22 protein-coding genes and 1 pseudogene are annotated in these 24,068 nt (G+C 71.0%); 12 read left to right on the top strand and 11 right to left on the bottom strand.

Annotated features, from left to right (window positions below):
- Positions 1-248: pseudogene (locus tag BKE38_RS30740) on the bottom strand (exonuclease domain-containing protein); the annotation flags it as partial.
- Positions 249-370: 122 nt separating this feature from the next.
- On the opposite strand from BKE38_RS30740, the gene htpG reads away from it, so the two are divergent.
- Entirely contained in the window at positions 371-2,212 is a 1,842-nt protein-coding gene (gene htpG, locus BKE38_RS09950; protein WP_076957167.1) for a molecular chaperone HtpG, read from the top strand.
- A 23-nt stretch (positions 2,213-2,235) separates the two neighbouring features.
- On the opposite strand, the gene ypfJ is transcribed toward htpG, so the two are convergent.
- From ypfJ to BKE38_RS09965, 3 genes are read right to left on the bottom strand one after another with little or no spacing between them, the layout of a single operon-like run.
- Complete coding sequence (gene ypfJ / locus BKE38_RS09955) at positions 2,236-3,087, bottom strand: KPN_02809 family neutral zinc metallopeptidase (RefSeq protein ID WP_076957168.1); 852 nt, start codon at positions 3,085-3,087, stop codon at positions 2,236-2,238.
- 52 nt (positions 3,088-3,139) lie between these two features.
- Complete coding sequence (locus BKE38_RS09960; RefSeq protein ID WP_076957169.1) at positions 3,140-4,303, bottom strand: MFS transporter; 1,164 nt, start codon at positions 4,301-4,303, stop codon at positions 3,140-3,142.
- 56 nt (positions 4,304-4,359) lie between these two features.
- On the bottom strand, positions 4,360-4,548 hold the full coding sequence (locus BKE38_RS09965) for a 4-oxalocrotonate tautomerase (RefSeq protein ID WP_076957170.1): 189 nt from the start codon (positions 4,546-4,548) through the stop codon (positions 4,360-4,362).
- Between the two features lie 100 nt (positions 4,549-4,648).
- Between BKE38_RS09965 and BKE38_RS09970 the strand changes: the two genes are divergently transcribed.
- From BKE38_RS09970 to BKE38_RS30745, 5 genes are all read left to right on the top strand, one after another.
- Positions 4,649-6,178, top strand: a complete 1,530-nt coding sequence (locus tag BKE38_RS09970) for an aminotransferase-like domain-containing protein (RefSeq protein ID WP_076957185.1) — start codon at positions 4,649-4,651, stop codon at positions 6,176-6,178.
- Positions 6,179-6,258: 80 nt separating this feature from the next.
- Positions 6,259-7,665: an aspartate aminotransferase family protein gene (locus BKE38_RS09975; protein ID WP_076957171.1), complete on the top strand. Its 1,407-nt coding sequence runs from the start codon at positions 6,259-6,261 to the stop codon at positions 7,663-7,665.
- A gap of 232 nt (positions 7,666-7,897) precedes the next feature.
- Positions 7,898-8,842, top strand: a complete 945-nt coding sequence (locus BKE38_RS09980; RefSeq protein ID WP_076957172.1) for a D-2-hydroxyacid dehydrogenase family protein — start codon at positions 7,898-7,900, stop codon at positions 8,840-8,842.
- Positions 8,843-8,862: 20 nt separating this feature from the next.
- Positions 8,863-9,885 carry an aldo/keto reductase gene (locus BKE38_RS09985; protein WP_076957173.1) on the top strand — a complete coding sequence of 341 codons (1,023 nt, stop codon included), beginning with the start codon at positions 8,863-8,865 and terminating at the stop codon, positions 9,883-9,885.
- A gap of 59 nt (positions 9,886-9,944) precedes the next feature.
- Positions 9,945-10,829 (top strand): CatB-related O-acetyltransferase, encoded by an 885-nt coding sequence (locus BKE38_RS30745; protein WP_083747436.1) that lies wholly within the window; start codon positions 9,945-9,947, stop codon positions 10,827-10,829.
- A 12-nt stretch (positions 10,830-10,841) separates the two neighbouring features.
- Here BKE38_RS30745 and BKE38_RS09995 read toward each other — a convergent pair whose 3' ends face one another.
- The gene (locus BKE38_RS09995) at positions 10,842-11,528 is read right to left on the bottom strand and encodes a hypothetical protein (RefSeq protein WP_076957174.1); all 687 of its coding nucleotides are present in this window, start codon (positions 11,526-11,528) and stop codon (positions 10,842-10,844) included.
- 183 nt (positions 11,529-11,711) lie between these two features.
- Between BKE38_RS09995 and BKE38_RS10000 the strand changes: the two genes are divergently transcribed.
- Positions 11,712-13,331 (top strand): FAD-dependent oxidoreductase, encoded by a 1,620-nt coding sequence (locus BKE38_RS10000; RefSeq protein WP_076957175.1) that lies wholly within the window; start codon positions 11,712-11,714, stop codon positions 13,329-13,331.
- Positions 13,332-13,382: 51 nt separating this feature from the next.
- On the opposite strand, the gene BKE38_RS10005 is transcribed toward BKE38_RS10000, so the two are convergent.
- Together BKE38_RS10005 and BKE38_RS10010 are read right to left on the bottom strand one after the other, a co-directional pair.
- Entirely contained in the window at positions 13,383-14,696 is a 1,314-nt protein-coding gene (locus BKE38_RS10005; RefSeq protein WP_076957176.1) for an MmgE/PrpD family protein, read from the bottom strand.
- Positions 14,697-14,698: 2 nt separating this feature from the next.
- The gene (locus BKE38_RS10010; protein WP_076957177.1) at positions 14,699-15,661 is read right to left on the bottom strand and encodes a tripartite tricarboxylate transporter substrate-binding protein; all 963 of its coding nucleotides are present in this window, start codon (positions 15,659-15,661) and stop codon (positions 14,699-14,701) included.
- Between the two features lie 108 nt (positions 15,662-15,769).
- Between BKE38_RS10010 and BKE38_RS10015 the strand changes: the two genes are divergently transcribed.
- Together BKE38_RS10015 and BKE38_RS10020 are read left to right on the top strand one after the other, a co-directional pair.
- Entirely contained in the window at positions 15,770-16,546 is a 777-nt protein-coding gene (locus tag BKE38_RS10015) for an SDR family oxidoreductase (RefSeq protein ID WP_207553535.1), read from the top strand.
- A 61-nt stretch (positions 16,547-16,607) separates the two neighbouring features.
- Positions 16,608-17,567 carry a tripartite tricarboxylate transporter substrate binding protein gene (locus BKE38_RS10020; RefSeq protein WP_076957178.1) on the top strand — a complete coding sequence of 320 codons (960 nt, stop codon included), beginning with the start codon at positions 16,608-16,610 and terminating at the stop codon, positions 17,565-17,567.
- Between the two features lie 80 nt (positions 17,568-17,647).
- On the opposite strand, the gene BKE38_RS10025 is transcribed toward BKE38_RS10020, so the two are convergent.
- From BKE38_RS10025 to BKE38_RS10035, 3 genes are all read right to left on the bottom strand, one after another.
- Positions 17,648-18,571, bottom strand: coding sequence for a hypothetical protein (locus tag BKE38_RS10025; RefSeq protein ID WP_242662302.1), 924 nt, complete (start codon positions 18,569-18,571; stop codon positions 17,648-17,650).
- A 102-nt stretch (positions 18,572-18,673) separates the two neighbouring features.
- Entirely contained in the window at positions 18,674-18,856 is a 183-nt protein-coding gene (locus BKE38_RS10030) for a CsbD family protein (protein ID WP_076957179.1), read from the bottom strand.
- A 144-nt stretch (positions 18,857-19,000) separates the two neighbouring features.
- The gene (locus BKE38_RS10035) at positions 19,001-20,503 is read right to left on the bottom strand and encodes a PAS domain S-box protein (protein ID WP_076957180.1); all 1,503 of its coding nucleotides are present in this window, start codon (positions 20,501-20,503) and stop codon (positions 19,001-19,003) included.
- A 226-nt stretch (positions 20,504-20,729) separates the two neighbouring features.
- Here BKE38_RS10035 and BKE38_RS10040 point away from each other — a divergent pair, with 226 nt between their 5' ends.
- Positions 20,730-21,494, top strand: coding sequence for an SDR family oxidoreductase (locus tag BKE38_RS10040; RefSeq protein WP_076957181.1), 765 nt, complete (start codon positions 20,730-20,732; stop codon positions 21,492-21,494).
- 13 nt (positions 21,495-21,507) lie between these two features.
- Here BKE38_RS10040 and BKE38_RS10045 read toward each other — a convergent pair whose 3' ends face one another.
- On the bottom strand, positions 21,508-22,314 hold the full coding sequence (locus tag BKE38_RS10045; protein ID WP_076957182.1) for an N-acyl homoserine lactonase family protein: 807 nt from the start codon (positions 22,312-22,314) through the stop codon (positions 21,508-21,510).
- Between the two features lie 62 nt (positions 22,315-22,376).
- On the opposite strand from BKE38_RS10045, the gene BKE38_RS10050 reads away from it, so the two are divergent.
- Together BKE38_RS10050 and BKE38_RS10055 are read left to right on the top strand one after the other, a co-directional pair.
- Positions 22,377-23,405 carry a LacI family DNA-binding transcriptional regulator gene (locus BKE38_RS10050; RefSeq protein ID WP_207553536.1) on the top strand — a complete coding sequence of 343 codons (1,029 nt, stop codon included), beginning with the start codon at positions 22,377-22,379 and terminating at the stop codon, positions 23,403-23,405.
- Between the two features lie 94 nt (positions 23,406-23,499).
- Positions 23,500-23,877, top strand: coding sequence for an NAD(P)-binding domain-containing protein (locus tag BKE38_RS10055; RefSeq protein WP_076957184.1), 378 nt, complete (start codon positions 23,500-23,502; stop codon positions 23,875-23,877).
- Positions 23,878-24,068 lie beyond the last annotated feature (191 nt).

The raw sequence follows: 24,068 nt of genomic DNA on the forward strand, positions 1-24,068 counted from the left end.
CCTGCCGGGCGGTGGGGGAAGGGCTGCATGGCGAATTCTGTGATCTCGTCCTGGGCCGGGTCGAGGCCGGTGGTCTCGAGGTCCAGCACAATGCCCTGTCGCACCGGGACGCCTTCGGGCGGGGTGACCGGCGCACGGGGAGAGATCCGGCGCAGCACGCGGTAGTCGCCGCTGGCAGCCAGCTGCTCGGCCATGGCCTCCAGCCGGGCGGCATCTGCGGGGTCGCGGGTCAGGGTCTCGGGCTGCATCCCGGATGCATGCCCGGAAGCGGCGCGCAAGGCCAGGGCCGCGGTGCCCCGCCCCCGTTGAATCCCGCCCGCGCCTCCCGCATATCGTGGCCCGCCAGACGACCGCGCAAGGAGATGCATCGGTGAGCGAGCCCACGGGAAGCGAGACTGTTGAGCGGCATGAATTCAACGCCGAGGTCGGGCGGCTGCTCGACCTGGTGGTGCACGCGCTGTATTCGGAGCGGGAGATCTTCCTGCGCGAGCTGGTGGCCAATGCCGCCGACGCGATCGACAAGCGCCGCTTCGAGGCGCTGGTCAATCCCGAGCTCGCGCTGCCGGCCGACAGCAAGCTGCGCATCCTGCCCGACAAGGCGGCCCGCAGCATCACCATCTCGGATGCCGGCATCGGCATGACCAAGCTGGAGCTCGGGCAGAACCTGGGCACCATCGCCCGCTCCGGCACGCTGGCCTTCGCCAGCAAGGTGGCGGATGCCAAGGCCGAGGACCGGCCCAGCCTGATTGGCCAGTTCGGCGTCGGCTTCTACTCGGCCTTCATGGTGGCCGACCGGGTCGAGGTGACCTCGCGCCATGCCGGCAGCGAGGAGGCCTGGAGCTGGGCCTCCGAGGGCCGCGGCGACTATACCCTGGCGCCGGCCAGCCGCGCCGAGCCCGGCACCGACATCGTCCTGCACCTGAAGGAGGATGCCGGCGAGTACCTGGAGCCGATCCGGCTGCAGACCATCATCCGCAAATGGGCCGACCACATCACCGTGCCCATCGTGCTGGTGCATGACGGCGAGGAGGAGCCGGCCAATGCCGGCACCGCGCTGTGGCGCAAGCCGAAGTCGGAGATCTCGGAAGACGACTACGCCGAGTTCTACCGCCATGTCAGCCATGCCTTCGACACCCCCTGGGCGACGCTGCACTGGCGGGCCGAGGGTGCGCTGGACTTCTCGGCCCTGCTCTTCGTCCCCGGCATGAAGCCGTTCCAGGCGGTCGAGGGCGAGCGCGAGAGCCGCGTGCGCCTGCATGTCCGGCGCATGTTCATCACCGACCAGGCGGGGATGCTGCCGCCCTGGCTGCGCTTCGTCACCGGCGTGGTGGACACCGAGGACCTGCCGCTGAACGTCTCGCGCGAGATGCTGCAGGCGACGCCGGTCCTGGCCCGCATCCGCCGCGCCGTGACGGCCAAGGTCCTGGGCGAGCTGAAGAGCCGCGCCAAGGACGCGGAGAGCTATGCCGGCTTCTGGGAGAATTTCGGGCCGATCCTGAAGGAAGGCCTCTACGAGGATGCCGAGCACCGCAAGGATCTTTCGGCGCTCATCCGCTTCAGGTCGTCCTCCGTCGAGGGTTGGACCTCGCTCGCCGACTACGTGTCCCGCATGAAGCCCGAACAGAAGGACATCTACTACCTGGTGGGCGACGACACCGAGGCGCTGGCGAAGTCCCCGCAGCTCGAGGGCTTCCGGGCGCGTGGCGTCGAGGTTCTGCTGCTGGCCGACCAGATCGACAGCTTCTGGCCGGAGCGGCTGGACCGCTTCGAGGAGAAGCCGGTCCGCAGCATCACCCAGGGCAATATCGACCTGAGCCAGCTGCCGCTGGAAGGCGAGACCGCCGAGGCTGCCGATCTGTCCGCACTGCTGCCGAAGCTGACCGAGGCGCTGAAGGACGAGGTCGCCGAGGTCCGGGCGTCCGACCGGCTGGTGGACAGCGCGGTGCTGCTCTCGGCCTCGGCGATGGGGCCGGACCTGCAGATGCAGCGGCTGCTGCGCCGCGCCGGCCGCGCGGGCGGCAGCTTCGCGGTGCTGGAGGTCAATCCGCGCCACCCGCTGATCCGCCGGCTGGCCGAAAGCGGCGAGACCGACCTGGCCGAGGCTGCCGGCACGCTGCTGGACCTGGCCCGGCTGCAGGATGGCGACGCGCCGCGCGACCCCGCTGGCTTCGCCAGGAAGGTGACCGAGGCGCTGGCCGGCAGCTTCAAGTAGCCGGAAAGCGGACGGGCGGGCGCTCAGCCCCGCCCGTTCGAGAAGGTGTCGCAGGCGGAGAGCGCGCCGCTCTCCAGCCCGCGGCGGAACCAGCGCACGCGCTGCTCAGAGGAGCCATGGGTGAAGCTTTCGGGCTGCACCCGGCCGCCGGCGCGGCGCTGCAGCCGGTCGTCGCCGACGGCGGCGGCGGCGTTCAGCCCCTCCTCGACATCGCCGGGCTCGAGGATCTGGCGCGCGTCGTTGGCGCGCTTGGCCCAAAGGCCGGCGAAGCAGTCGGCCTGCAGCTCGACCCGCACCTGCACGGCATTGGCGTCGTTGCCGCGGCGCAGCTCATCGGCGCGGCGCAGCACGCCGAGCTCGTTCTGCACATGGTGGCCGACCTCATGCGCCACGATATAGGCGGCGGCGAAATCGCCGCGGGCGCCGAGCTGCTGCTGCAGCTGCGCCATGAAATCGAGGTCGATGTAAACCCGCCGGTCGTTGGGGCAGTAGAAGGGCCCCATCTGAGCCTGGGCGCCGCCGCAGCCGGACTGCGTCGCGCCGCTGAACAGCACCAGCACCGGCGCCTGGTACTGCCGCCCCATCGCCTGGAACTGGGCGGTCCAGACCTGCTCGGTCTCGCCCAGCACCTGGGCGATGAAGCGGCGGCCGGCATCGTCCTGAGGGGCGGCGTTGCGCGCGCCCGGGTCCCGGCTCGCCTCGCGCTGGGTCGGCGCCGGCGACTGGTTGTCGCTGAACAGCACCGAGGGGTCGATGCCCAGGAACAGGCAGACCAGCAGGATGGCGACGCCGCCCAGCCCGCCGATGGCGATGCCGCCGCCGCCGCGGCCCCGCCGATCCTCGACATTGCCGCTTTCCGGTCCACCAAGGCGCATGGCGCATCCCTCCTGCCGCAGCGGCAACGCGGCCTTGGGCCGGCGGGTTGCCTCAGCGCCGCCGGGCGTCGCCGATGCGCAGCAGCTGGAGGGCGGAGATGAAGAAAAGGACACCCGCGAAGAGCGCATTGGCCCAGAAATCGTCGCGCCAGGCGTAGAGCCAGGCGGCCATGATGCCGCCCAGCGTGGCGCCGGTCTGGTAGATCGCGTTGAGCAGGGCGTTCAGGCTGCCGCGCTCGGCGGCGGGGACCAGCAGCATGGCGCCGCCCAGGATCAGCGCCAGCATCAGGTCGCGGCCGAAGGCGAAGCCGCCATAGGCGAGCGCCTGGTACCAGGGCAGATCGACGCCGAAGGGCACCACGGCGACGGTCAGCGCGGTGGCCAGCCCGGCCAACCCGCAGAAGCGCAGCGGGCCGTGGCGCACCCGGGTGGCCAGCAGGGCGCCGAGCAGCCCGCCGACCTCGCCCAGCAGCAGCAGGGTGCCGATGGTGCCGGCCCCCTGCCCGGCCAGGCCCCGCTGCACCGCCCAGGCCGGGTAGAGGCCGAGGAAGCCGAAGACCGCGGCCGACCAGGCGAAGTAGCTGGTGAAGAGCAGCCGGGTCTGCCGGCTCATCGAGAGCGACAGCAGGCGGCGGCGGTAGGTCTCGGGGGTGACGCGGCCGCTGGCCAGGGCATGGACAGGGGTAGGCGGCAGGCGGGCGGCGCCGAGGGCGATCAGCACCGCCAGTCCCGAGGCCAGCAGCAGCGGCACCTGCCAGGCGACCAGGCCGCCCAGGATGACGCCGAGCGAGATGGCGGCGAGGAAGGCGATCGGCGCCGCGGTGGTGACCTGTCCGGCGGCGCGGGCGCGGCGGTCCTCGGGCAGGTAGTCGGCGATGGCGGCGAAGAGGCAGGCGCCGATCATGGGCATGAAGAGGCCGGTGGCGGCCCGGCAGAGGGTGAGCCAGACGACGCCGCTGCCCAGCGTCGTGGCCGCCAGGGTGACGGCGACGGCGGCGCTGCCGGCCAGGATGAAGCGGCGGCGGCCGAAGCGGTCAATCCAGGGCCCAAGCGCCAGGTTGGACAGCAGCGCGGCCACGGGAAAGGCGGCGAGGACGAGGCCGGCCTGATGGGTGGTGAGGTGACCTGCTTCCTGGATGAAGGGCAGCAGGGGCATCATCATGGCGATGTTGAAGTTGACCAGAAAGAATCCTGCCCAAAGCAGCGCCGTGGCCATGTTTTTCTTTCTGATAGAAATAGAGGGGGGATTCGGGGGGATACTTCCCCCCGATCTTACTGCTTGTCGCTGGCGAGCACGCCCGCCGTCGCCCAGTCTTCCTTGGCGACGTCGACGAAGATGATGCTGACCGCTTCCGGGGTGGTCTTGCCATGGGTGACGAAGGCTTCGGTCAGGGCCTTGGCGAGGGCGCGCTTCTGTTCGACGGTGCGGCCGGGGAACATTTCGACGCGGATCATGGGCATGGGCGGGCTGCTCCTTTCGAGGGTGCCGCATCAGAGCCCGGCCTCGCGCGGCTGTCGAGGTCGCTTGCTCCGGGGCGGCAGTTTGCCGATCATCGCCGCCATGGCACGCGACCCCGAGCTTGAATGGACCGGCCTGTTCGCCGGCATCGACCGTGCCGGCGGGCAGCTGAAGCCGCAGATCCGCCGGGCGCTGATGCAGGCGATGGCGGCGCGGCGGCTGGCGCCGGGGACGCGGCTGCCCTCGGGGCGGCGGCTGGCCGGGCTGCTGGGGGTGGCGCGGATCACCGTGGTCGAGGTCTATCAGCAGCTGGTCGACGAGGGGCTGCTCCTGGCGCGGGAGCGCAGTGGCATCTATGTCGCGCCGCAGGAGGCCGCGCCGGCCGGGCTGCCGCCGGCGCCGGCGCCGCAGGAGGGCTGGGAGCAGCGCTTCGCCGTGCGGCCGGGGCGGACGGCACATTCCTCCAAGCCGGTGGACTGGCAGCGCTACCGCTATCCTTTCCTGTCCAGCGAGCTGGATCCGGCGCTGTTCCCGGCGGCCGAATGGCGGGAGGCGGTGAAACTCGCCTCCAGCGCCGGGGCCATCCAGAGCTGGGCGGTGGACCGCATCGACGAGGACGATCCGGCGCTGATCGAGCAGCTGTGCCAGCAGGTGCTGCCGCGCCGCGGCATCTGGGCGGAGCCGGCCGAGGTGATGTTCACGCTCGGCGCGCAGCAGGCGCTGTACCTGATCCTGCGGCTGTTCGCCGGGCGGCAGACGGTGGTGGGGATGGAGGAGCCGGGCTATCCGGATCTCCGCCGCATGGCCCGGCTGCAGACCGAGCGGCTGCAGCGGCTGGCCGTGGATGCCGAGGGCGCGGTGCCGGATGCCGCCTTCGCCGGCTGCGAGCTGGTGCTGCTGACGCCAGGCCACCAGAGCCCGACCTCGGCGATGATGTCGGCCGAGCGGCGGCAGGCGGTGCTGCGGCTGGCGCGCGCCCGCGACATCATCCTGGTCGAGGATGAATACGACACCGACCTCTTCCCCGAGGGCACGCGTCCGCCGCCCTTGCGGGCGCTGGACCCGACGCGGCGGGTGATCCATGTCGGCAGCTTCTCGAAGACGCTGTCGCCGGGGCTGCGGCTCGGTTTCGTCGTCGCCCCGCCGCCGGTGATCGCCGAGCTCCGCGCGCTGCGCCGGCTGATCATGCGGCACCCGCCCGGCAACAACCAGCGCAGCCTGGCCTGCTTCATCGGGCTCGGCCACTACCGCAGCCATTTGCGGCGGGTGGGCCTGGTGCTGGCGGAGCGCGCCCGGCTGATGGACCGGCTGCTGCCGGCCTATCTGCCCGGCTGCCGGACGCAGCGGGGGCTCGGCGCCAGCAGCGTTTGGGTCACGGCGCCGTCCGGCGTGTCGGCGCGGCAGCTGGCCGAGATCGCGCGCGGCCAGGGCGTGCTGATCGAGCCCGGCGAATTCTTCTACGATGAGCCGGGCCAGGGGCTGGGAAGTTTCCGTCTGGGCTTCGCCTCGATCGGCACCGAGCGGATCGAGCCCGGGCTGGCAGGCCTCGGGCGCGCGCTGGAGACGCTGCGGCCGGAGACCCGCGCGGCCGCCAGAAAACGTCCCGAGGTCGTGGCCGGCTGGCAGGGTTGAATTCGCGCAACTGGCCCTGTCACGGCGCCCTGCCGGCGGGCTAGCGATTCATCACGCAAGCCGCCCTGGGAGCCCGCGCCATGACCAGCAATCCGAATTCGCTCGCCGCCCGCGACGTCGCCTCGCTGATCCATCCCTACACCAATCTGGAGAAGCACAAGGAGGCCGGGCCGACCATCATCGCCCAGGGCGACGGCGTCTATGTGCATGACGATTCCGGCAAGCGCTACCTCGAGGGCATGGCCGGGCTGTGGTCGACCTCGCTCGGCTTCTCGGAGAAGCGGCTGGTCGAGGCGGCGGTGCGGCAGATGGAGAAGCTGCCGACCTACCACATCTTCAACGGCCGCTCGACCGAGCCCAGCATCGAGCTGGCGGAAGCCCTGCTGAAGATCGCGCCGAAGAGCCTGTCCAAGGTGCTCTTCGCCAATTCCGGCTCGGAGGCCAACGATCAGGCGGCCAAGCTGGTCTGGTTCTACAACAACGCCCTCGGCCGGCCGGAGAAGAAGCGGATCATCGGCCGGCACCGCGGCTACCATGGCATCACCGTCTTCTCCGGCAGCCTGACCGGCCTGGCGCACAACCATGTCGACTGGGACCTGCCGATGGGGCCGGTGCTGCGCACCGATTGCCCCAGCCACTATCTCTACGGCGAGCCGGGCGAGACCGAGGCGCAGTTCACCGACCGCCTGGTGAAGAACCTGGAGGACCTCATCCTGCGCGAGGGCCCCGAGACCATCGGCGCCTTCATCGCCGAGCCGGTGAACGGCGCCGGCGGCGTCATCGTGCCGCCGAAGGACTATTTCCCGCGCATCCAGGCGGTGCTGCGGAAATACGAGATCCTGATGATCGCCGACGAGGTGATCTGCGGCTTCGGCCGCACCGGCCAGATGTTCGGCTGCGACACCTTCGGCATCGAGCCGGACATCATGACAGTGGCCAAGGCGCTGTCCTCGGCCTACCTGCCGATCTCGGCGACGCTGATCAGCGCGCCGATCGCGGAGGCCATCACCGCGCATGCCGGCAAGCTCGGCAATTTCGCGCATGGCTTCACCTATGCCGGGCACCCGGTCTCCTCGGCGGTGGCGCTGGAGACGCTGAAGATCTACGAGGAGCGCGACATCATCGGCCATGTCGCCGAGGTGAGCGCGCATTTCCAGGCGAAGCTGCGCAGCTTCCTCGACCATCCGCTGGTCGGCGAGGCGCGCGGCGTCGGCCTGATCGGCGCGCTGCAACTGGTGACCGACAAGGCCAGCCGCACGGTGCTGCCGGCGGCCGCCGGCATCGGCGCGCTGATCCAGAACGCCGCGATGGAAAAGGGGCTGATCGTCCGCGCCAGCCCGGATGCCGTGTATTTCTGCCCGCCGCTGATCATCACCCGGGCGCAGGTGGACGAGCTTTTCGCGGTGGTGGCCGAGGTTCTCGACATCGGCCTGGCGGAAGCGCAGCGCCAGGGCCTGGTCGGCGCCGGGCGCCAGGCGGCGGAGTAACGTCTTTCGATCGGTCCGGGCAGGCGGTCGAGCAGTCGGCCGGCCTGCCCCGGACCGGGCGGCGTGGCGGCGAAGAGCATGCCGGGAGGCTGGCGCCCACCCGCCTCGTCGCCGGCGCGGCCGTCATCCTCCGGCCGGTCGCCTGGATGCGGCCGCTTCGCTGACCTACCCCCTTGGCGGGCCGGTAGAACCGGGCGCAGGATGCGCGCCCGACGCCGGAGGGGGAAAAGCCATGCGCATCGCGGTTCTCGACGACTACCAGCGGGTGGGCGCGACGCTCGCCGACTGGGAGTCCCTCGGCGACCAGGCCCGGATCGACTTCTTCGACCAGCCGCTGGGCGAGCAGGCCGCAGAAGTCCTCGCCGATTACGAGGTGGTCTGCCTGATGCGCGAGCGCCAGCCGATGCCGGCCGCGCTGCTGGCGCAGCTGAAGAACCTCCGGCTGCTGGTGACGACGGGGGCGCACAATCGCGCGCTGGACCTGGCCGCCGCCCGCGCCCAGGGCATCACCGTCTGCCACACCCGCGGCGGCGAATCCCTCCATGCCACCACCGAGCTCGCCTGGGCGCTGATGCTGGCGGCGATGCGGCAGATCCCGCAGGAGGATGCCCGCATCCGGCAGGGGCTGTGGCAGGCCAGCATCGGCCGCGTGCTGCATGGAAGGGTGCTGGGGCTGGCGGGCCTCGGGCGGCTCGGCGCGCAGATGGTGCCCGTCGCCCGCGCCTTCGGCATGGAGGTGGTGGCCTGGAGCCAGAACCTCTCGGCCGAGCGCTGCGCGGAAGTCGGCGTGCGGCAGGTGAGCAAGGAAGCGCTGTTCGCGGGGTCCGATGTCGTCAGCCTGCACCTGGTGCTGTCCGAGCGTTCGCGCGGCGTCGTCGGCCGCGCCGAGCTGGCGGCCATGAAGAAAGGCGCCGTGCTGGTCAACACCTCGCGCGGGCCGCTGGTCGACGAGGCCGCCCTGCTCGACGCCCTGCGGCAGGGCCGCATCACCGTCGGCCTCGACGTCTACGACATCGAGCCGCTGCCTGAGAACCATCCGCTGCGCGCCGAGAAGAACGCGGTGCTGAGCCCGCATCTCGGCTATGTCACCGAGGGCAGCTACGCCCAGTTCTTCCCCGACATGGTCGAGGCCATCGCCGCCTGGCGCGCCGGCGCCCCGGTCCGCGAGCTGCGCTGATCCCCCAGGAAGGAAGCCCCATGAAGTATCGCAACCTCGGCCGCAGCGGGCTGAAGGTCTCGCCGCTCTGCCTCGGCACCATGATGTTCGGCGAGGCCACCGACGAGGCCACCTCCGCCCGCATCATCGACCATGCCCGCGACCACGGCATCAACTTCATCGACACCGCCAATGCCTATAATGGCGGCCGGTCGGAGGAGGTGGTCGGCCGCGCCATCCGCGCCGATCGCCGCCACTGGATCCTGGCCACCAAGCTGGCCAATCCGGTGGGCCCCGGCCCGAACGACCGCGGGCTGTCGCGCCGGCACGTGCTGCAGGCGGCCGAGGACAGCCTGAAGCGCCTCGACACCGAGACCATCGACATCCTCTACCTGCACAAGGAGGACCATGCGACGCCGCTGGCCGAGACGGTGCGGGCGCTGGCCGAGCTGCTGCGCGCCGGCAAGATCCGCCATTTCGGCGTCTCCAACTATCGCGGCTGGCGGGTGGCGGAAATCTGCCGCCTCTGCGACGAGGCCGGCATCGACCGCCCGGTGGTCAGCCAGCCCTATTACAACGCGCTGAACCGCATGCCCGAGGTCGAGCACCTGCCGGCCTGCGCGCATTACGGCCTGGGCGTGGTGCCCTACAGCCCGCTGGCCCGCGGCGTGCTGACCGGCAAATACGCCAGCCAGGCGGCGCCCGAGCCCGGCAGCCGCGCGGCCCGCGCCGACCGCCGCATGATGGAGACCGAGTGGCGGCCAGAAAGCATCGCCATCGCCCAGACGCTGCGCGCCCATGCCGAGAGCCGCGGCATCACCGCAGGCCAGTTCGCCGTCGCCTGGGTGCTGAACAACAGCCTGGTCACCGCCCCCATCGCCGGCCCGCGCACCGAGGCGCAGTGGCAGGACTATCTCGGCGCCCTCGACTACAGCTTCACCGCCGAGGACGAGGCGCTGGTCGACCGCCTGGTGCCGCCGGGCCACCCCTCGACGCCCGGCTACAACGACCCGGCCTATCCGCTGGAGGGCCGTACAGCGTGGACGGACAGATCAAATCCTTGATCGAAGAAATAAATGATGATACGGCATCTCTTACATGAAATAATCATTGCGAGTAATGAATGAACATCACATATAGCAATATTAATGGTCGATTCTGGCAATTCTCAAAAGTAAATGGGCCGATCGTTACAGAAGTACTTAGATTTCTTCCTGATGGAACTTTAAAAGGCTACAACCATAAGAATGAACGATACTGGAGAATCGAAAACGGAAATTTAAGATTGCTTAACTGGCAGCATGAAGTCACAATAATATTTGATCAATTCGAAATAATTGATGGCAAGATCCAATTAAATGGAATACATTTGCCTAATCCTGCAATTACTCTTCGCTTGACAGAAAGAGGGACGGAACGAGGTATCAGACATGAAACACGCATTGCACTGCGAGGGGAAATTGCTAAATTCGGCTGGAACGTAGGAGAGCATACTTACGGAATTCCATCCTTTATAGAGAAGCACATGGCCCGTTTCAGTATAGGGAAGTACTGCTCTATCGCGTCCGGCGTCAAGGTAGCGCTCGGCAACCATCGGATTGATACCGTTACGAGCTATCCGTTCAAAGCATTACAGAAGCACTGGATCAGCTTACCGCCCGACTTGCAGGATCATGATACCAAAGGTGATGTAATCATAGGTAGTGATGTTTGGATTGGGGTAGATGCATTCATCGGCTCCGGCGTTACCATTGGCCATGGTGCGGTCATCGGTGCGAAGACAGTCGTGGTAAAGGATGTTCCAGATTACGCCGTGGTCGTGGGCAATCCAGGAAAAGTCATCAAGTTTCGCTTCGATGAGGCAACCCTACAGAAGCTCCTTGCTCTCAAGTGGTGGAATTTCCCCGATGACGATGTCGAACGCCTTATTCCTTACCTTATGACTGATAACATTTCGGCGTTTCTCTGCATGGGGGAAGAAATCATCCGCAACCGGACCAGCAGCTGAAGTCTCCTGCTCTCAACCCGTCTTCCGCGACGGCGCGGGCCGGCCGCCCGCGCGGCGGCCGGCCTTGCCCTGTGCGGCGGAGGGCAGCGCCGGCCCGGCCCCCGGCAGCAGCGGCAGCTGCAGGGCCGCGGCGCTGTTGCGGCGGCCGCGCGGCGCCTCGACCTTGGCCGCGGCACGCTCGGCCATCGGCACCGGCCAGAAGCATTCGACCACGCCCTGCTCGCCGCGCAGCGCCAGGAAGACGACGCGGCTGACATGCCCGTCCTCGTCGGTCTCGATGGCGAGGCGGAACATCACCCCCTCCTCCTCGAATTCCCGGCCGAAGACCATGGAGATCTGGTTCGCCTCCAGCTGCTGCCGCAGCAGCGTGCGCTTGCTCGGATCCTCGGCGTCGCCGCGGTAGAAGCGCACTGGCACGTCGTCGATCATGAAGACGAAGTGATGCGTGTGGTCCAGCACCTTCAGCCAGTGGTAGCGGCCGTTCTCGGCCGCGGCGCGCACCTGGTGCTTGGTGAAGGAATAGGCGCGGCAGCCGATCGACCAGGCATCGTCGCCGGCCCAGTAGTCGGCCTGCGACACCGCATCCTCCCGCCCGCGCACCAGCAGGCCGGCGGCGGCGATCAGCCGCTCCTCGGTCAGGGACGGGTGGAAGTCCCAGGGCAGCCGGCGGCGGCGGCCCGATCTGCTGATGTCGCTCATGCGGCGATGCTACCGCGGAACGGCGCCGGATGCTTGCAATTGTTCATGGGCCGTTCTCTGTGTCCCGCCAGCCTCCGCAACGGCGCTGTCGCGGGCGGATGATTCTGCCTTCGTTCCGGGGGCAGGGCAAGCTTTACGCCCGCTGAAACTTTACCCTTTGGGAAAACCGATTAGAAGCGAGGGATGAGCACGCTTCCGCCCATCGACACGGATGTCCTCGTCCTCGGCTCCGGCTCCGCCGGGCTGACCGCGGCGCTGGCCGCCGCCGTCGGCGGGCTGTCCGTCACCGTGCTGGAAAAGGCCGAGGTGCTGGGCGGCACCAGCGCCATGTCCGGCGCCGGCACCTGGATCCCGGCCAGCCACCATGCCCGCGCCGCCGGCATCGAGGACAGCCCCGGGGAAGCCCTGGCCTATATCCGCGCCGCCGCGCCGGAGGGCTGGGCGAAGACGGAAGACGCCCTCTGGCAGCGCTTCGTCGCGACGGCGCCGGAGATGCTGGAATTCGTCGAGGCGCACAGCCCGTTGCGCTTCGCCCTGACCCCCGAGCCCGATCCGCTGCGCGACCTGCCCGGCGCCAAGCCTCGAGGCCGGATGATGTCGCCACTGCCGCTCAGCCGCTGGCAGCTCGGCTGGCTGGGCTTCTCGGTGCGCCGCTCCACCATTCCCGAGGTCTTCACCTATCACGAAGCCGTCGAGACCGATCTCTATCACCACCCGATCCGCACCGCCCTCCAGCTCTGGCCGCGGCTGCTCTGGCGGGTGCTGACCAGCACCGGCGGCAAGGGCACGGCGCTGATCATCGGCCTGCTGCGCGGCTGCCTGGACAGCGGCTGCCGCATCGAGCGCGGCGCCCGCGCCCTGTCGCTGACCACCGACGGCACCGGCGCGGTGACCGGCGCCATCGTCGAGCAGCGCGGCGTCCGGAGGGAATACCGCGCCCGCCGCGGCGTGCTGATCGCGACCGGCGGCTTCGAATGGGACACTTCCCTGTTGCAGCGGCATTTTCCGGGGCCGGTGGATTATCTCGGCAGTCCGGACAGCAACACCGGCGACGGCCAGAAGATGGCGGCGGCCGTCGGCGCCGCGCTCGCGCATATGGACCAGGCCACCCTCACCCCCTCGATCCCCAAGCGGTACCAGGGAAAAATCCTGGCCATGCCGGTGCCCTTCCACACCGAGCCCAATGCCATCCTGGTCAACCGCAAGGGAAAGCGCTTCGTCAACGAGCTGCGCTTCAACATCGGCGAGCTGATCGACAGCCGCGATGCCGACGGCCAGCCGCAGCACCTGCCCGCCTGGGTGATCAGCGACGCGGCCATGCTGCGGCGCCTGCCGCTGGTGCGCTGGGCGGCGCGGCACGACCCGGCCTGGCTGCGCCGCGCCGACAGCATCGAGGCGCTGGCCGCGAAGATCGGCATCGACCCGGCGACGCTGCGCGCGACGGTCGAGCGCTTCAACGCCGCGGCCGCCGCGGGCGAAGACGAAGAATTCGGCCGCCCGGCGAGGCGCGACGCCGCCGCCATCGACAAGCGCCGCCGCGCCGGGCTGGATCCCATCGCGACCGCGCCGTTCCTGGCGATGCCCTTCAACCGCTCGATCCTGGCGACCAAGGGCGGTCCGCGCACCAACGACCAGGCCGAGGTGCTGCGCGCCGACGGCAGCGTCATCCCCGGCCTGTTCTGCGCCGGCGTCGCCATGGCCAATCCGCTCGGCACGCGGTCGGTCGGCGCCGGCACCACCATCGGGCCGAACATGACCTGGGGCTATGTGGCCGCCAAGCGGATGCTGGCCAGGAACAGGTAGGCAGGCGTGGGGGAGGAATGAATTCATCCCCCACACCCCCATCAACTTTGTTTATCGGGCAGCGAACAGGCGCATCATCGGCCCGACCGACGCGCCCCGGTCCAAGCCCCAGACGGCCTCCGCCTGCGCCGCAGAGCCGCCATTGGCGAAGAACTTCGCCTCCAGCTCGGCATCCGACATCGGCCGGCCCTCGCTGCCGCGCGGCGCCCGCACCTCGGCCACCCGCCGGGACCCGTCCGCCAGCACCACGCTCACCCGCGCCGCCCCGCGCGGCAGCGAGGCATCCAGCCCCGCCCGCACCTTGCCGCGCAGCGCCGCGACCTCGGCGTCCTGCACCGCGGCCAGGGAAAAATCCTCGACCCCGGCCCGGCCGCGCGACAGCGCCACGGCCACGCAGTGATGGATGCTGACCCGCGCGTCGCGCTCGTTGCGCAGCACCCGGTCGCCGCGGTCCAGCAGCAGCTGGTCGCCCTCCACCAGGATGTCCGCCACCTCCCCCAGCCCCTCGCGCAGCTCCAGGCAGGCGTCGATCACCGCATGGAAGACGATCCCCGCCGGATAGGGCTTGTAGGTGTTGCGCGCGATCTCCCACCGCGCGCCAAGGCCGCCGGTGATGCGCTCCACGTCAGGAGCGTCGCCCATGGCGCGCGCCCAGCCCAGCCTGCCCTCGATCGCCGCCGGCGCCGCGCCATAGCCCGCCTCGGCGAAGAGCGCGGCCAGCAGCCCGTTGCGCGCCGCATTGCCCATGCCGACATTCTTGGCGGCCGAGGGCAGGTTCTCCACCAGCCCGGCCGACTGGCTGGCGGCGATGCCCAGCGCCGTCCAGCTCTGCGCCGGGTCCAGCCCCAGCAGCCGCGCGCAGCCCGCCGCCGCCCCGAACACCCCGCAGGTCGAGGTGATATGCCATCCCCGCGCATAATGCCCGGGCGACACCGAGACGCCGATGCGGCACTCGACCTCGGCGCCGATCAGGAAGGCCTCCAGCACCGCCGCCCCGGAGAAGCCGCGCAGCTCGGCCAGCGCCAGCAGCGGCGGTGCCACGGCGGCGGTCGGGTGGATGACCGTCTCCAGATGCGTGTCGTCGAAGTCGAGCAGATTGGCGGCGATGCAGTTGACGAAGGCGGCGCCCATGGCGTCGAGCTTCTCCGGCCGCCCGATCAGCGTGGCGCGCTCGGGCCCCGAGAAGGGCGCCATCACCTTCAGCGCCGTCGCCACCGCCGGGTCCTGCGCCACGCCCAGCGCGCCACCGAAGAAGTTCAGCAGCGAGCGCCGCCCCTCATGCCACAGCGCGGGCGAGAAGCCGTCGGCGGGAAAATCGGCGATGAAGCGGCCGAGCGCGGCGCCGGCGTAATCCTGCTGCGTCATGCTCACGGCATCCGGCTGATCAGGCCGTCGCGCGAGGCCTGCGCCCAGCGCGCATCCTCCTCGCGCAGGAAGCCGGCCAGCGGCTCCGGCCCCAGCACGCCGAGATCGGCGCCGATGGAGAGCAGCCGCTCGCGCACCCGCGGCAGCTCCAGCGTCTTCAGCACCGCCTGGTGCATCCGCGCGGCGATGGCGGGCGGCAGCTTCGACGGCCCGACCATGACGTACCAGCCGGCGAAGTCGTAGCCGGCGATACCGGCCTCGGCCAGGGTCGGCACCTCGGGCAGCAGCGGGCTGCGCGCTGTTGTGGTGACGCCGAGCGCGCGGATCTGCCCGGCCGAGAGATGCTGCGCCGCGGCCACCGTGCTGTTCCACCCCGTCGGCAGATGCCCGGCGACCAGGTCGTTCAGGATCGGGGCGGCGCCGCGATAGGGCACCTCGACCATCTCGATCTGCGCCAGGCGCGTGAACAGGTTGCCGGCATAGGAGATCGCCGCATCCGAGGTGCCGAAGCCGATGCTGCGCGGGCTCGCCTTGGCCGCGGCGATCAGCCCCGCGACGTCGCGGAACGGCGCGCTGGCGGAGGCTGTCAGCAGCAGCGGGAACTTCGACAGCAGTGCCACGGGGGAGAAATCGCGCAGCGGCTGATAGGGCAGGCTCGGCATGGTGTAGCTGTTCATGACATGGCTGCCGGTGTCGACCAGGAACAGTTGCCCGTCCGGCTCGGCCCGCGCCACCACCTCCGAGCCGATCGAGCCATTGGCGCCGGCGCGGTTCTCCACCAGCACGGTCGCGCCCAGCGTCTCGGTCAGGCCCTCGGCCAGCGCCCGCGCGAAGATGTCGGTGCCGCCGCCGGGGGCATAGGGCACCAGCAGCCGCACGGGTCGGGACTGGGCGCGCAGCAGGCCGGGGCAGGCCAGCAGGGCAGCGGCGGCGCCGAGCAGCGGCCGGCGGGGGATGCGGGGCATGGTGGAAGGATCCTCTCCGGTGATCGGGTGCTTGCCGCGCCCTGATGTTATCGATATCAAGGTGGCCTATCCGGGAGGGACGGTCAATTGGGTGAAGCCGAGGGTTCGATGCGCCGTTCGATGCAGGGCCGCCGGGCGCTGATCACCGGCTCGACCGGCGGGCTGGGGCTGGCGGTGGCCGAGGTGCTGGCGGCGCAGGGCTGCGCGCTGCATCTGCACGGGCTGGCGACAGCGGACGAGGCCGGGCCGGTGCGCGCCGGCCTTGCCGCGCGGCATGGGGTGGATGTCGCCTACCACCGCGCCGACCTGGCCGATCCGGCGGCCATCGCGGCGCTGATGGCCGGCGTCGGCCCCATCGACATCCTGGTCAACAACGCCGCCACCCGCCATTTCGGGCCCATTGAAAAAATGCCTGCGGAGGACTGGGACGCCGACATCGCGGTGAACCTCTCGGCCGCCTTCCACTGCATCCGCCTGGCGCTGCCGGCGATGCAGGCGGCGGGCTTCGGGCGCATCCTCAACATGTCCTCGATCTACGGGCTGGTCGGCGCCGTCGACCGCGTCGGCTATGTCGTCACCAAGACGGCGCTGATCGGGCTGACACGGGCCGTCGCGCTGGAGACGGCGAAGCAGGGCATCACCTGCAACGCGCTCTGCCCCGGCACCAGCCTGACGCCCGGCATCGAGACCCGCATCGAGGCCGCCATGCAGCGCGGCGAATTGCGCGAGGCGGCGACGGCCGCGGTGCTGCACGGCAAGCAGCCGACCGGGCGCTTCATCGGCCTGGAGGCGGTGGCCGGGCTGGCCGCCTGGCTCTGCAGCGAGGCGGCAGCCGACCTGACCGGCGCCGCGCTGCCGGTGGATGGCGGCTGGTCCGCCGCCTGAGCTGAGACCCGCGGACCGATGCCCAGGCAAGAGGCGCGGCCGCGACAGGGGAGGAAGACAGATGCAACGACGTGCCCTGCTGGCGGCGGCGCTGGCCGCCCCTGCCCTCGCCCGCGCGCAGGAGAACTGGCCCAGCCGGCCGCTGCGCCTGGTGGTCACCTGGCCGCCCGGCGGCACCGCCGATATCCTGGCGCGCCAGCTGCAGGCGCCGCTCGCGGCCGCCCTCGGCCAGCCGGTGGTGATCGACAACCGTGGCGGCGCCTCGGGCGCCATCGGCACGGTGGAGCTGGCCCGCGCCGCCCCCGACGGCCACACCATCGGCATGGTGACCAGCACGCTGATCTCGATGCCGGCGATGCAGCGCCAGGCGGCCTATGACCCGATCCGCGACGTCACGCCGATCGCCCTCCACGCCCGCGTCGCCAATATCCTGGTGGTGCATCCGCGCCTGCCGGTGACCAGCGTCGCCGAGCTGATCGCGCTGGCGAAGCAGAAGCCCGGCGAGCTGGCCTTCGGCTCGCCGGGGATCGGCTCGGCGGTGCATATCTCGGGCGAGATGTTCAAGCTGGCGACCGGCACCAGCATGACCCATGCGCCCTATCGCGGCGGCGGGCCGGCGCTGGCGGATCTCGCCGGCGGGTCGCTGCAGCTGATGTTCGGCAATGCCAGCTCCACCCTGCCCTTCGTGCGCGACGGGCGGCTGCGGGCCATCGCGGTGACCTCGGCCGAGCGGGCGCCCTACCTGCCCGAGATCCCGACCATCGCCGAGTCGGGCCTGCCCGGCTTCGCCATCGACGAATGGTATGCGGTGATCGGCCCGGCGGGGATGCCGCCGGCGGTGGTGGCGAAGCTGAATGCCACGGTCAACGCCATCATCGGCGCGGCGCCCGAGCGCGCCCGGCTGCTGGAGATGGGCGCCGAGGTCGCCACCGCCGATCCGCCGGCGCTGGCGCAGTTCATGCTGGCGGAGCGCGACAAGATCGGCGCGGTGGTGCGCGACGCCAGGATCACCCTGGAGTGACGGCGCGCGATCCTGCCGCGCCGGGCGACATGCCGGCGCAGGCTGCCCCCTGACGGGGACGACCTGCGCCGGGCCTGGCCTCAGAGCCTGGAGGCGCGCAGCGCGCTGGTGCCGCGGCGGGCGCCCAGCAGGGCGACGATCGCGCTCAGCAGCAGGGTGACGAAGGCGGAGAAGGCCGCCCAGGCGGCGCCCTTGGCCGTGGCGTCGGCCGCGGCGCGCGCCCGCTGCTCGGCTTCCTGCGTGGCCTGCTGCACCTGCTGCTCGGCCTGCTGGATGCGCTGCTGCGCCTCCTGCGGGCTGATGCCGTATTCGGCGGCCACCAGCGCGGTCAGGCGCTCGCGGTCCGGCGCCGTCAGGCTGCCATCCGAGACCCGCTTGGCGGCCAGCCGCGCCATCTCCGCCTTGCGCTGGTCTGGCGTCATCGAGGCCGGGTCGCCGCCGCCGCTCAGCGCGTTCTGCACGCGGTCGACCAGCGCCTGGGCGCCGGATTGCAGCGTCTGGTTGCTGGTGCGGTTCGCCGCCTGCTCGCCGGCGGTGGAGACCACCGAGCCGGCGCCCTGCGCCACGCCGCCAAGCAGCGAGGAGGCGCTGCTCACCGCCGTATGGGCGATGCCGCTCGCCAGATTGCCCAGCAGCAGGGCGGAGACCAGGATGCTGGTCGCCCAGACGGTCAGGCCATGCAGCGCGCCGTCGGTCCGGTCCGGGCTGCCGGACAGCCGCGCCGCGGCATAGCCGCCGAGCCCCAGGCCGATCAGGTTGGAAACGAGCAGCCAGGCCGCGGCGCCGATGCCGAAGCTGGTCGCGCCCGGCGTGTCGCGCGCGGTCGCGTCCACCAGCGTCGCGCCGACCGCGGCGCCCAGCAGGTTCAGCGTCAGCCCCGTGGTGATGGCGATGGCGGCGCCGGCCAGGACGGCGCCCCAGGAGATGCGGCGATGGAACGGCACGGCGCCGCCCGCCACGACCAGCGGGTCCTGGGCGGGATAGGGAGAATGGACAACAGCCACTGCGGGTCTCCTCTGGCGGATGGCCAGGTCAGAACAGTCCATGCCGACATGCCGCGGCCGGGCAGGCGCCCGGCCGCGGCGATCAGCGCTTCATCGAGGCGATCAGCGCCCGGCCACGTCGCGCAGCTTGTCCTTCACGCCGCCGGCGGCGTTCTGCGCCTTGCCCTCGGCCTTCTGCGCGGCGCCCTCGGCCTCGGTCTTGGCGTCGCCGGTCATCTTGCCGACCGCCTGCTTGACGCTGCCGACGGCCTGCTTCGCCGCGCCGGCGATCCGATCCTTGTCCATGCTGCACCTCTTCGGAATGGCGGGGTCACCATGATCCCCGGTGGTGCATGTCAACCAGCCGCCGGCACCGGGGTTTCGCCGCCGGCCGCCGGGTCGCGGCCCCGGCTGGTTCGGCTGCACCAGGATGGCTGGTGCAGCCGGGTCTCAGCCCCGGGCGGCGGGCGTCGCCGCCGCCGCGGCGCCGACGATGCCGCGCTCCCGCGCCCAGACAATCAGCCGCGGCCGGCTGTTGGCGCCGGTGCGGCGGTAGAGGCCGTTGATGTGGTTGCGCACCGTGATGCGCGACAGGCCGAGCCGGGCCGCGATGGCGGCGTCGTCCAGCCCTTCCGAGACCAGGGCGAGGATCTCGCGGGCGCGCGGCGCCAGCCCGGTCACCACCGCCGCCGCCGGGGCCTCTGTTCGGCTGCCGCGGGCCAGCCGGTCCAGCACCGCCGCGGCGATGAGCTCGGGATCGGTCATCACCGCCGCCACCGCCGCGGCGATCTCCGCCCGGCTGTGGTCGCGCGCCGGCAGCACATGCGCCGCCAGCAGCACGCAGGGCTGGCCGCGGATCTCCACCGCCTCGGCGGAGACCAGGCTGGGCAGGGCGCGGCCATCCTTGTGGCGCAGCGCCAGCGGCAGGTCGTGCAGGCTGCCCTCCCGCCGCATTGCCGCCTGCAGCGCCTCGTCCGCGGCCGGATCGCTCCACAGCGGCACGTCGCGCGCGTCGCGGCCGACCACGTCGACCTGGGCATGGCCGGTCTCGCGGGTCAGCGCCTCGTTGGCCAGCATTACCCGCAGCCCCTCCTGCGCCGCCAGCAGCATCGGATAGGGCGCCAGGCGGAAGGCCAGGGCGAAGCGCTCCTCCGACTGCTTCAGGGCGAGCTCCGCCTGGCGGCGGCCGTCGAGGTCGGCGAAGGTGAAGAGCATGCAGCGGGTCTCGCCGATCTCGATCGGCTGGCCGGCGACGATGACGCATTTCTCGGCGCCGTTGGGCAGCTGCAGCCGCGCCTCCATCTGCGGGATGGTGCGGCCCTCGCCCAGCCGCTCGACCGCCAGCTCCCGCCGCGCGGCGCCTTCCAGCACATCGACCTCGAAGGCCGAGCGGCCGACGACATCCTCCTCGCGGTAGCCGGTCATCTCCAGGAAGCCGCGATTGACCCGGATATGGCGGAAATCCTGCAGGCGCAGGATCAGCGCCGGGGCGGGATTGGCGTTGAAGGCCCGCTCGAAGCGCTGCTCGGCGCTGTAGCGCTCGGTCTGGTCGTCGATGATCAGCACCAGCAGCTCGGGCTCGCCCGCCGCGTCGACCAGCACCAGGCTGCGCACCTGATGCGTCCAGCCCGGCGCCTCCGCGCCGGCCGCGGCGACCTCGACCACCACCTCGTCCAGGCTCTCGCCGGCCAGCGCCCGCTCGATCGGATACTCCCCCGCCCCCAGCGGGTGGCGGTTGCGGTAGCGCAGCTCGAAGCGCGCGCGGTAGCCGGCCGCGGTGCCGCCGAGCTCGGCCAGCGTCTCCACCCCGTGCACCGCCAGCGCCCGGTCATTCGCCCAGACGATGCGGTGGTCCGGCGAGACCAGGATGACCCCGTCGCTCACCCCCGCCACGATCTGCCGCAGATGGCTGTTGCCGGCGCAGGATTGCAGGGCTTTCTCGGGCGGCGCCATGGCAGGTCTCCGGCGGGCCGAGCACCGGGACTGGCGTCGGGCTGGGCTGAAAGCCGGCAGGCCGCCCTGTGGTTTCGGCCGAGGGTGGACGCGGCGACGGAACGCGGCCGCGGCGCCTGCCGCTGCCGGGCCGCCGGCCTGCGCCCCCCGGGCGCTCGTGCCAAGCCGGCGCCAAGGTGACAGGATGCCGGGAACGGCCCTACCCCTCTCTGCTGGAGCGACGCGCATGACGCTTTCTGGACAATCCGCCCTGGTCAGCGGCGCCAGCCGTGGCATCGGCCTGGCCATCGCCCGGCGGCTCGCCGCCGAGGGCGCCCGCGTGCTGCTGGTGGCCCGCTCGGCCGAGGCGCTGCAGGCCGAGGCCGCCGCCCTGCCGGGCTGCGCCGCCTTTGCGGCCGACCTGGCCGGCGCCGGCGCCGCGGAGGCCGCGGTGGCCGAGGCGGTGAAGCGGTTCGGCGGGCTGGACCTGCTGGTGCACAGCGCCGGCGCCACCCCGCGCGGCGACTTCTTGTCCCTGGACGACCATGCCTGGCAGCAGGGCTTCGCGTTGAAGCTGTTCGGCGGCGTCGGGCTGTGCCGCGCCGCCTGGCCGCATCTGCAGAAGGTCTCGGGAAAGATCGTGCTGATCGCCGGGGTCGGCGGGCGGGTGGCCAGCGCCGATTTCACCGTGGGCGGCGCGGTCAATGCGGCCATGGCCAATCTGACCAAGGCGCTCGCCGATCGCGGCGTGCGCGACGGCGTCCGGGTCAATGCCATCAACCCGGGCAGCATCCGCACCGACCGGCTGACGGCGCGGATCGCGACCGTCCAGCAGGAGCAGGGGCTGGATGCCGAGGCGGCGGCGGCGGCGCTGGCGGCCTCCACCGGCGTCGCCCGCTTCGGCACGCCAGAGGAGATCGCGGCGGCCACCGCCTTCCTGCTCGGGCCCGAGGCCAGCTACATCCAGGGCTCGGTCCTGGATGTCGATGGCGGCTGGGTGCGCGCCGTCTAGGCTCCGCCCTGGCTCAAACGGGATCGGCGTCCAGCCGCACCGCCTGCCCTTCCAGCCCCGGGGCGGAAGCCGGGTAGAGGTCCAGCACCGCCGGGTCATGCCCCGGGATGATATGGTCGGGCGAGCTGGCCAGGCGGTGCAGGGTGTCATAGCCCTCCAGCATCTGCGCCACGTCGGCGACGATGGGGAACGGCCGGCGCTGCCGGAAATTGGCGTAGAAGTGGGTGGCGTCGGAGGCGAGGACGACGAAGCCGCGCCGCGTCTTCACCCGCATCACCTGCAGCCCCAGCGAATGGCCGCCGACATGGTGCAGGCTGATGCCCGGGGCCAGGTCGGAACTGCCATCGTGGAACCGCGCCCGGCCCTCGAAGAGGCGGCCGACCATGGCCTGGACATCGGCCGGCTCGAAAGGCGCGCGCAGCACCTGGTGGCACATGCAGCGGCCGGTGCAGTACGCCATCTCCTTGTCCTGCAGGTGGTAGCGCGCGGCGGGGAACATGTCGCTGTTGCCGGCATGGTCGTAATGCATGTGCGACAGCACCACGTCCTTCACCTGGTCCGCCTGGACGCCGATGCGGGACAGGCCCTCGGCCGGGGTGCAGATCAGGGTGCGGCCCCGCTTTTTCGCCGTGGGTGCGTCGAAGCCCGTGTCGAGGACGAAGGTCCGGCTCCGCCCGACGATGGCCCAGACGAAATAGTCCAGCGGCATGTTGGCATTGTCATGCGGATCGGCACCGATGAAATTCTCATAGGCCGGACGGTCGTGATGCGCGTATTTGACGGCATGAATCGCATAGACGTCGTCATCGGTTTCGGTCATGGGGCCTGGGTTCCTTCCCTGCGCCGCCGGTTGCCTCCGGGGCGCTTCTCGAGTGAGGCGGAGTGTCGACCGTGACGGAGGCCGAGGGCAAGCGGGGGGCGGCGGCGCGGATGCGCGACGTGGCGCAGCAGGCGGGGGTCTCGACCATGACCGTCTCGCGCGCGCTGAGCGATCCGGAGAAGGTCTCTCCGGAGATCCGGCGGCGGGTGGAGGCGGCGGTGGCGGCCATCGGCTATGTGCCGAACCGGCTGGCGGGAAGTCTCTCCTCGCAGAACAGCCGGGTGATCGGGCTGATCGTGCCGAGCCTGGAGAATTCGCTCTTCGCGCCGACCATCCAGGGCGTCTCCGAGGTGCTGCGGCGCCAGGGCTACCAGCTGATGGTCGCCGATTGCGGCTATCGCGAGGAGGACGAGGCGGCGCTGATCACCGCCTTCCTGGCGCAGCGGGTGGCGGGGCTGATGCTGCACAACACCCGCCATGCGGATGGCGCGCGGCAGATGCTGGCCCGCGCCGGCCTGCCCGTGGTCGAGACCGGCGAGATGGCGCCCGACCCGATCGACATGGTGGTCAGCTATTCCAACGAGGATGCGGCGCGGGCGATGGTGCTGCATCTGCATCGGCTGGGCTATCGCCGCATCGCGCTGGTGACGCTGCCGGCGGCGAACAACGACCGCAGCCGGGCGCGGCAGGCGGGGTTCCGCGCGGCGCTGGCGGAGCTGGGCCTGGCCGAGGACCCGCGGCTGATGCTGGAGATGCCGCCCGGCCTGCCCTCGGGCGCCGAAGCCGTGGTGCGGCTGGTGGAGGGGGCGCAGGCGGATGCCATCTTCTTCGCCGGCGACGTGCTGGCGATCGGGGCGCATTTCGAATGCCAGCGGCGCGGCTGGGCGGTCCCCGGGCGCGTCGCGCTGGCCGCCTTCGACAATTTCGAGCTGCTGGGACAGATGGTGCCGCCGGTGACGACGCTGCGGCTGCCGCGGGCCGAGATCGGCAGGCGGGCAGCGCAGATCCTGCTGGACCGCATCCAGGGCCGCTCGGACGAGAAGGTGCGGATCGACCTGCGCTTCGAGATCATCCAGCGCGCCAGCTCCTGATTTCCTGTTATCGATATCATGTTTTGCCTTGTGCGCCATCCCGCCGCTGCCTAGACCGGCAGCGAGGGCCGTCAGCGCCCAGGGAGAAGACGTGATGACGCAGCCGGTGTTGGGCTTCGTGGGTCTGGGGCAGATGGGCAGCCGCATGGCGCTGCGCCTGCTGGAAGCCGGGTACAGCCTGGTGGTCTGCGACCGGGTGGAGGCCTCGGTCGCCCCGCTGGTCGCCGCCGGGGCGCGCCGCGCCGAGAGCCCGCGCGAGGTGGCCGACCTGGCCGACGTGGTGCTGGGCAGCCTGCCGACGCCGGATGTGGTGCGGGCCGTGGCGCTGGGGGCGGATGGCGTGCTGCAGGGCCAGCGGGCCCGGCGCTTCATCGACCTGTCGACCACCGGGCCGCGGATCGCGCAGCAGGTGGGGGCCGCCTTCGCCGAGGCGGGGCGCGTCGCGCTGGATCTGTCCCCTATACACATCTGACGGTGCCGACGATCCCACGCGTTCTACCTCAGGTCGTTCCCCTACCCCTTCCATACCGACCGCAAAACGATTGAGATCGCCAAGCTGTACGCTGCCGCCGATCTTACGTGTCTAGACAGTTCGCTTCACTCTATCCATACAAAAGCTTCAACTACCCCTACCCCTCCACATCCCCCGCACCACTCCGACAT

The organism is Teichococcus deserti (genome assembly GCF_001982615.1).
In the GTDB taxonomy this organism is placed as follows: domain Bacteria; phylum Pseudomonadota; class Alphaproteobacteria; order Acetobacterales; family Acetobacteraceae; genus Pseudoroseomonas; species Pseudoroseomonas deserti.

Bases quoted from the DNA above. Each gene is read 5' to 3' on its own strand.
- BKE38_RS10055 (WP_076957184.1), top strand. From the start codon at position 23,500: ATGACGCAGCCGGTGTTGGGCTTCGTGGGTCTGGGGCAGATGGGCAGC.
- BKE38_RS10005 (WP_076957176.1), bottom strand. From the start codon at position 14,696: ATGACGCAGCAGGATTACGCCGGCGCCGCGCTCGGCCGCTTCATCGCC.
- BKE38_RS10010 (WP_076957177.1), bottom strand. From the start codon at position 15,661: ATGCCCCGCATCCCCCGCCGGCCGCTGCTCGGCGCCGCCGCTGCCCTG.
- BKE38_RS09960 (WP_076957169.1), bottom strand. From the start codon at position 4,303: ATGGCCACGGCGCTGCTTTGGGCAGGATTCTTTCTGGTCAACTTCAAC.
- BKE38_RS10045 (WP_076957182.1), bottom strand. From the start codon at position 22,314: ATGACCGAAACCGATGACGACGTCTATGCGATTCATGCCGTCAAATAC.
- BKE38_RS10000 (WP_076957175.1), top strand. From the start codon at position 11,712: ATGAGCACGCTTCCGCCCATCGACACGGATGTCCTCGTCCTCGGCTCC.
- BKE38_RS10020 (WP_076957178.1), top strand. From the start codon at position 16,608: ATGCAACGACGTGCCCTGCTGGCGGCGGCGCTGGCCGCCCCTGCCCTC.
- BKE38_RS10030 (WP_076957179.1), bottom strand. From the start codon at position 18,856: ATGGACAAGGATCGGATCGCCGGCGCGGCGAAGCAGGCCGTCGGCAGC.
- BKE38_RS30745 (WP_083747436.1), top strand. From the start codon at position 9,945: ATGAACATCACATATAGCAATATTAATGGTCGATTCTGGCAATTCTCA.
- BKE38_RS09965 (WP_076957170.1), bottom strand. From the start codon at position 4,548: ATGCCCATGATCCGCGTCGAAATGTTCCCCGGCCGCACCGTCGAACAG.
- BKE38_RS09995 (WP_076957174.1), bottom strand. From the start codon at position 11,528: ATGAGCGACATCAGCAGATCGGGCCGCCGCCGCCGGCTGCCCTGGGAC.
- BKE38_RS10040 (WP_076957181.1), top strand. From the start codon at position 20,730: ATGACGCTTTCTGGACAATCCGCCCTGGTCAGCGGCGCCAGCCGTGGC.
- ypfJ (WP_076957168.1), bottom strand. From the start codon at position 3,087: ATGCGCCTTGGTGGACCGGAAAGCGGCAATGTCGAGGATCGGCGGGGC.
- BKE38_RS09985 (WP_076957173.1), top strand. From the start codon at position 8,863: ATGAAGTATCGCAACCTCGGCCGCAGCGGGCTGAAGGTCTCGCCGCTC.
- BKE38_RS10015 (WP_207553535.1), top strand. From the start codon at position 15,770: ATGCGCCGTTCGATGCAGGGCCGCCGGGCGCTGATCACCGGCTCGACC.
- BKE38_RS09975 (WP_076957171.1), top strand. From the start codon at position 6,259: ATGACCAGCAATCCGAATTCGCTCGCCGCCCGCGACGTCGCCTCGCTG.
- BKE38_RS10035 (WP_076957180.1), bottom strand. From the start codon at position 20,503: ATGGCGCCGCCCGAGAAAGCCCTGCAATCCTGCGCCGGCAACAGCCAT.
- BKE38_RS09970 (WP_076957185.1), top strand. From the start codon at position 4,649: ATGGCACGCGACCCCGAGCTTGAATGGACCGGCCTGTTCGCCGGCATC.
- BKE38_RS09980 (WP_076957172.1), top strand. From the start codon at position 7,898: ATGCGCATCGCGGTTCTCGACGACTACCAGCGGGTGGGCGCGACGCTC.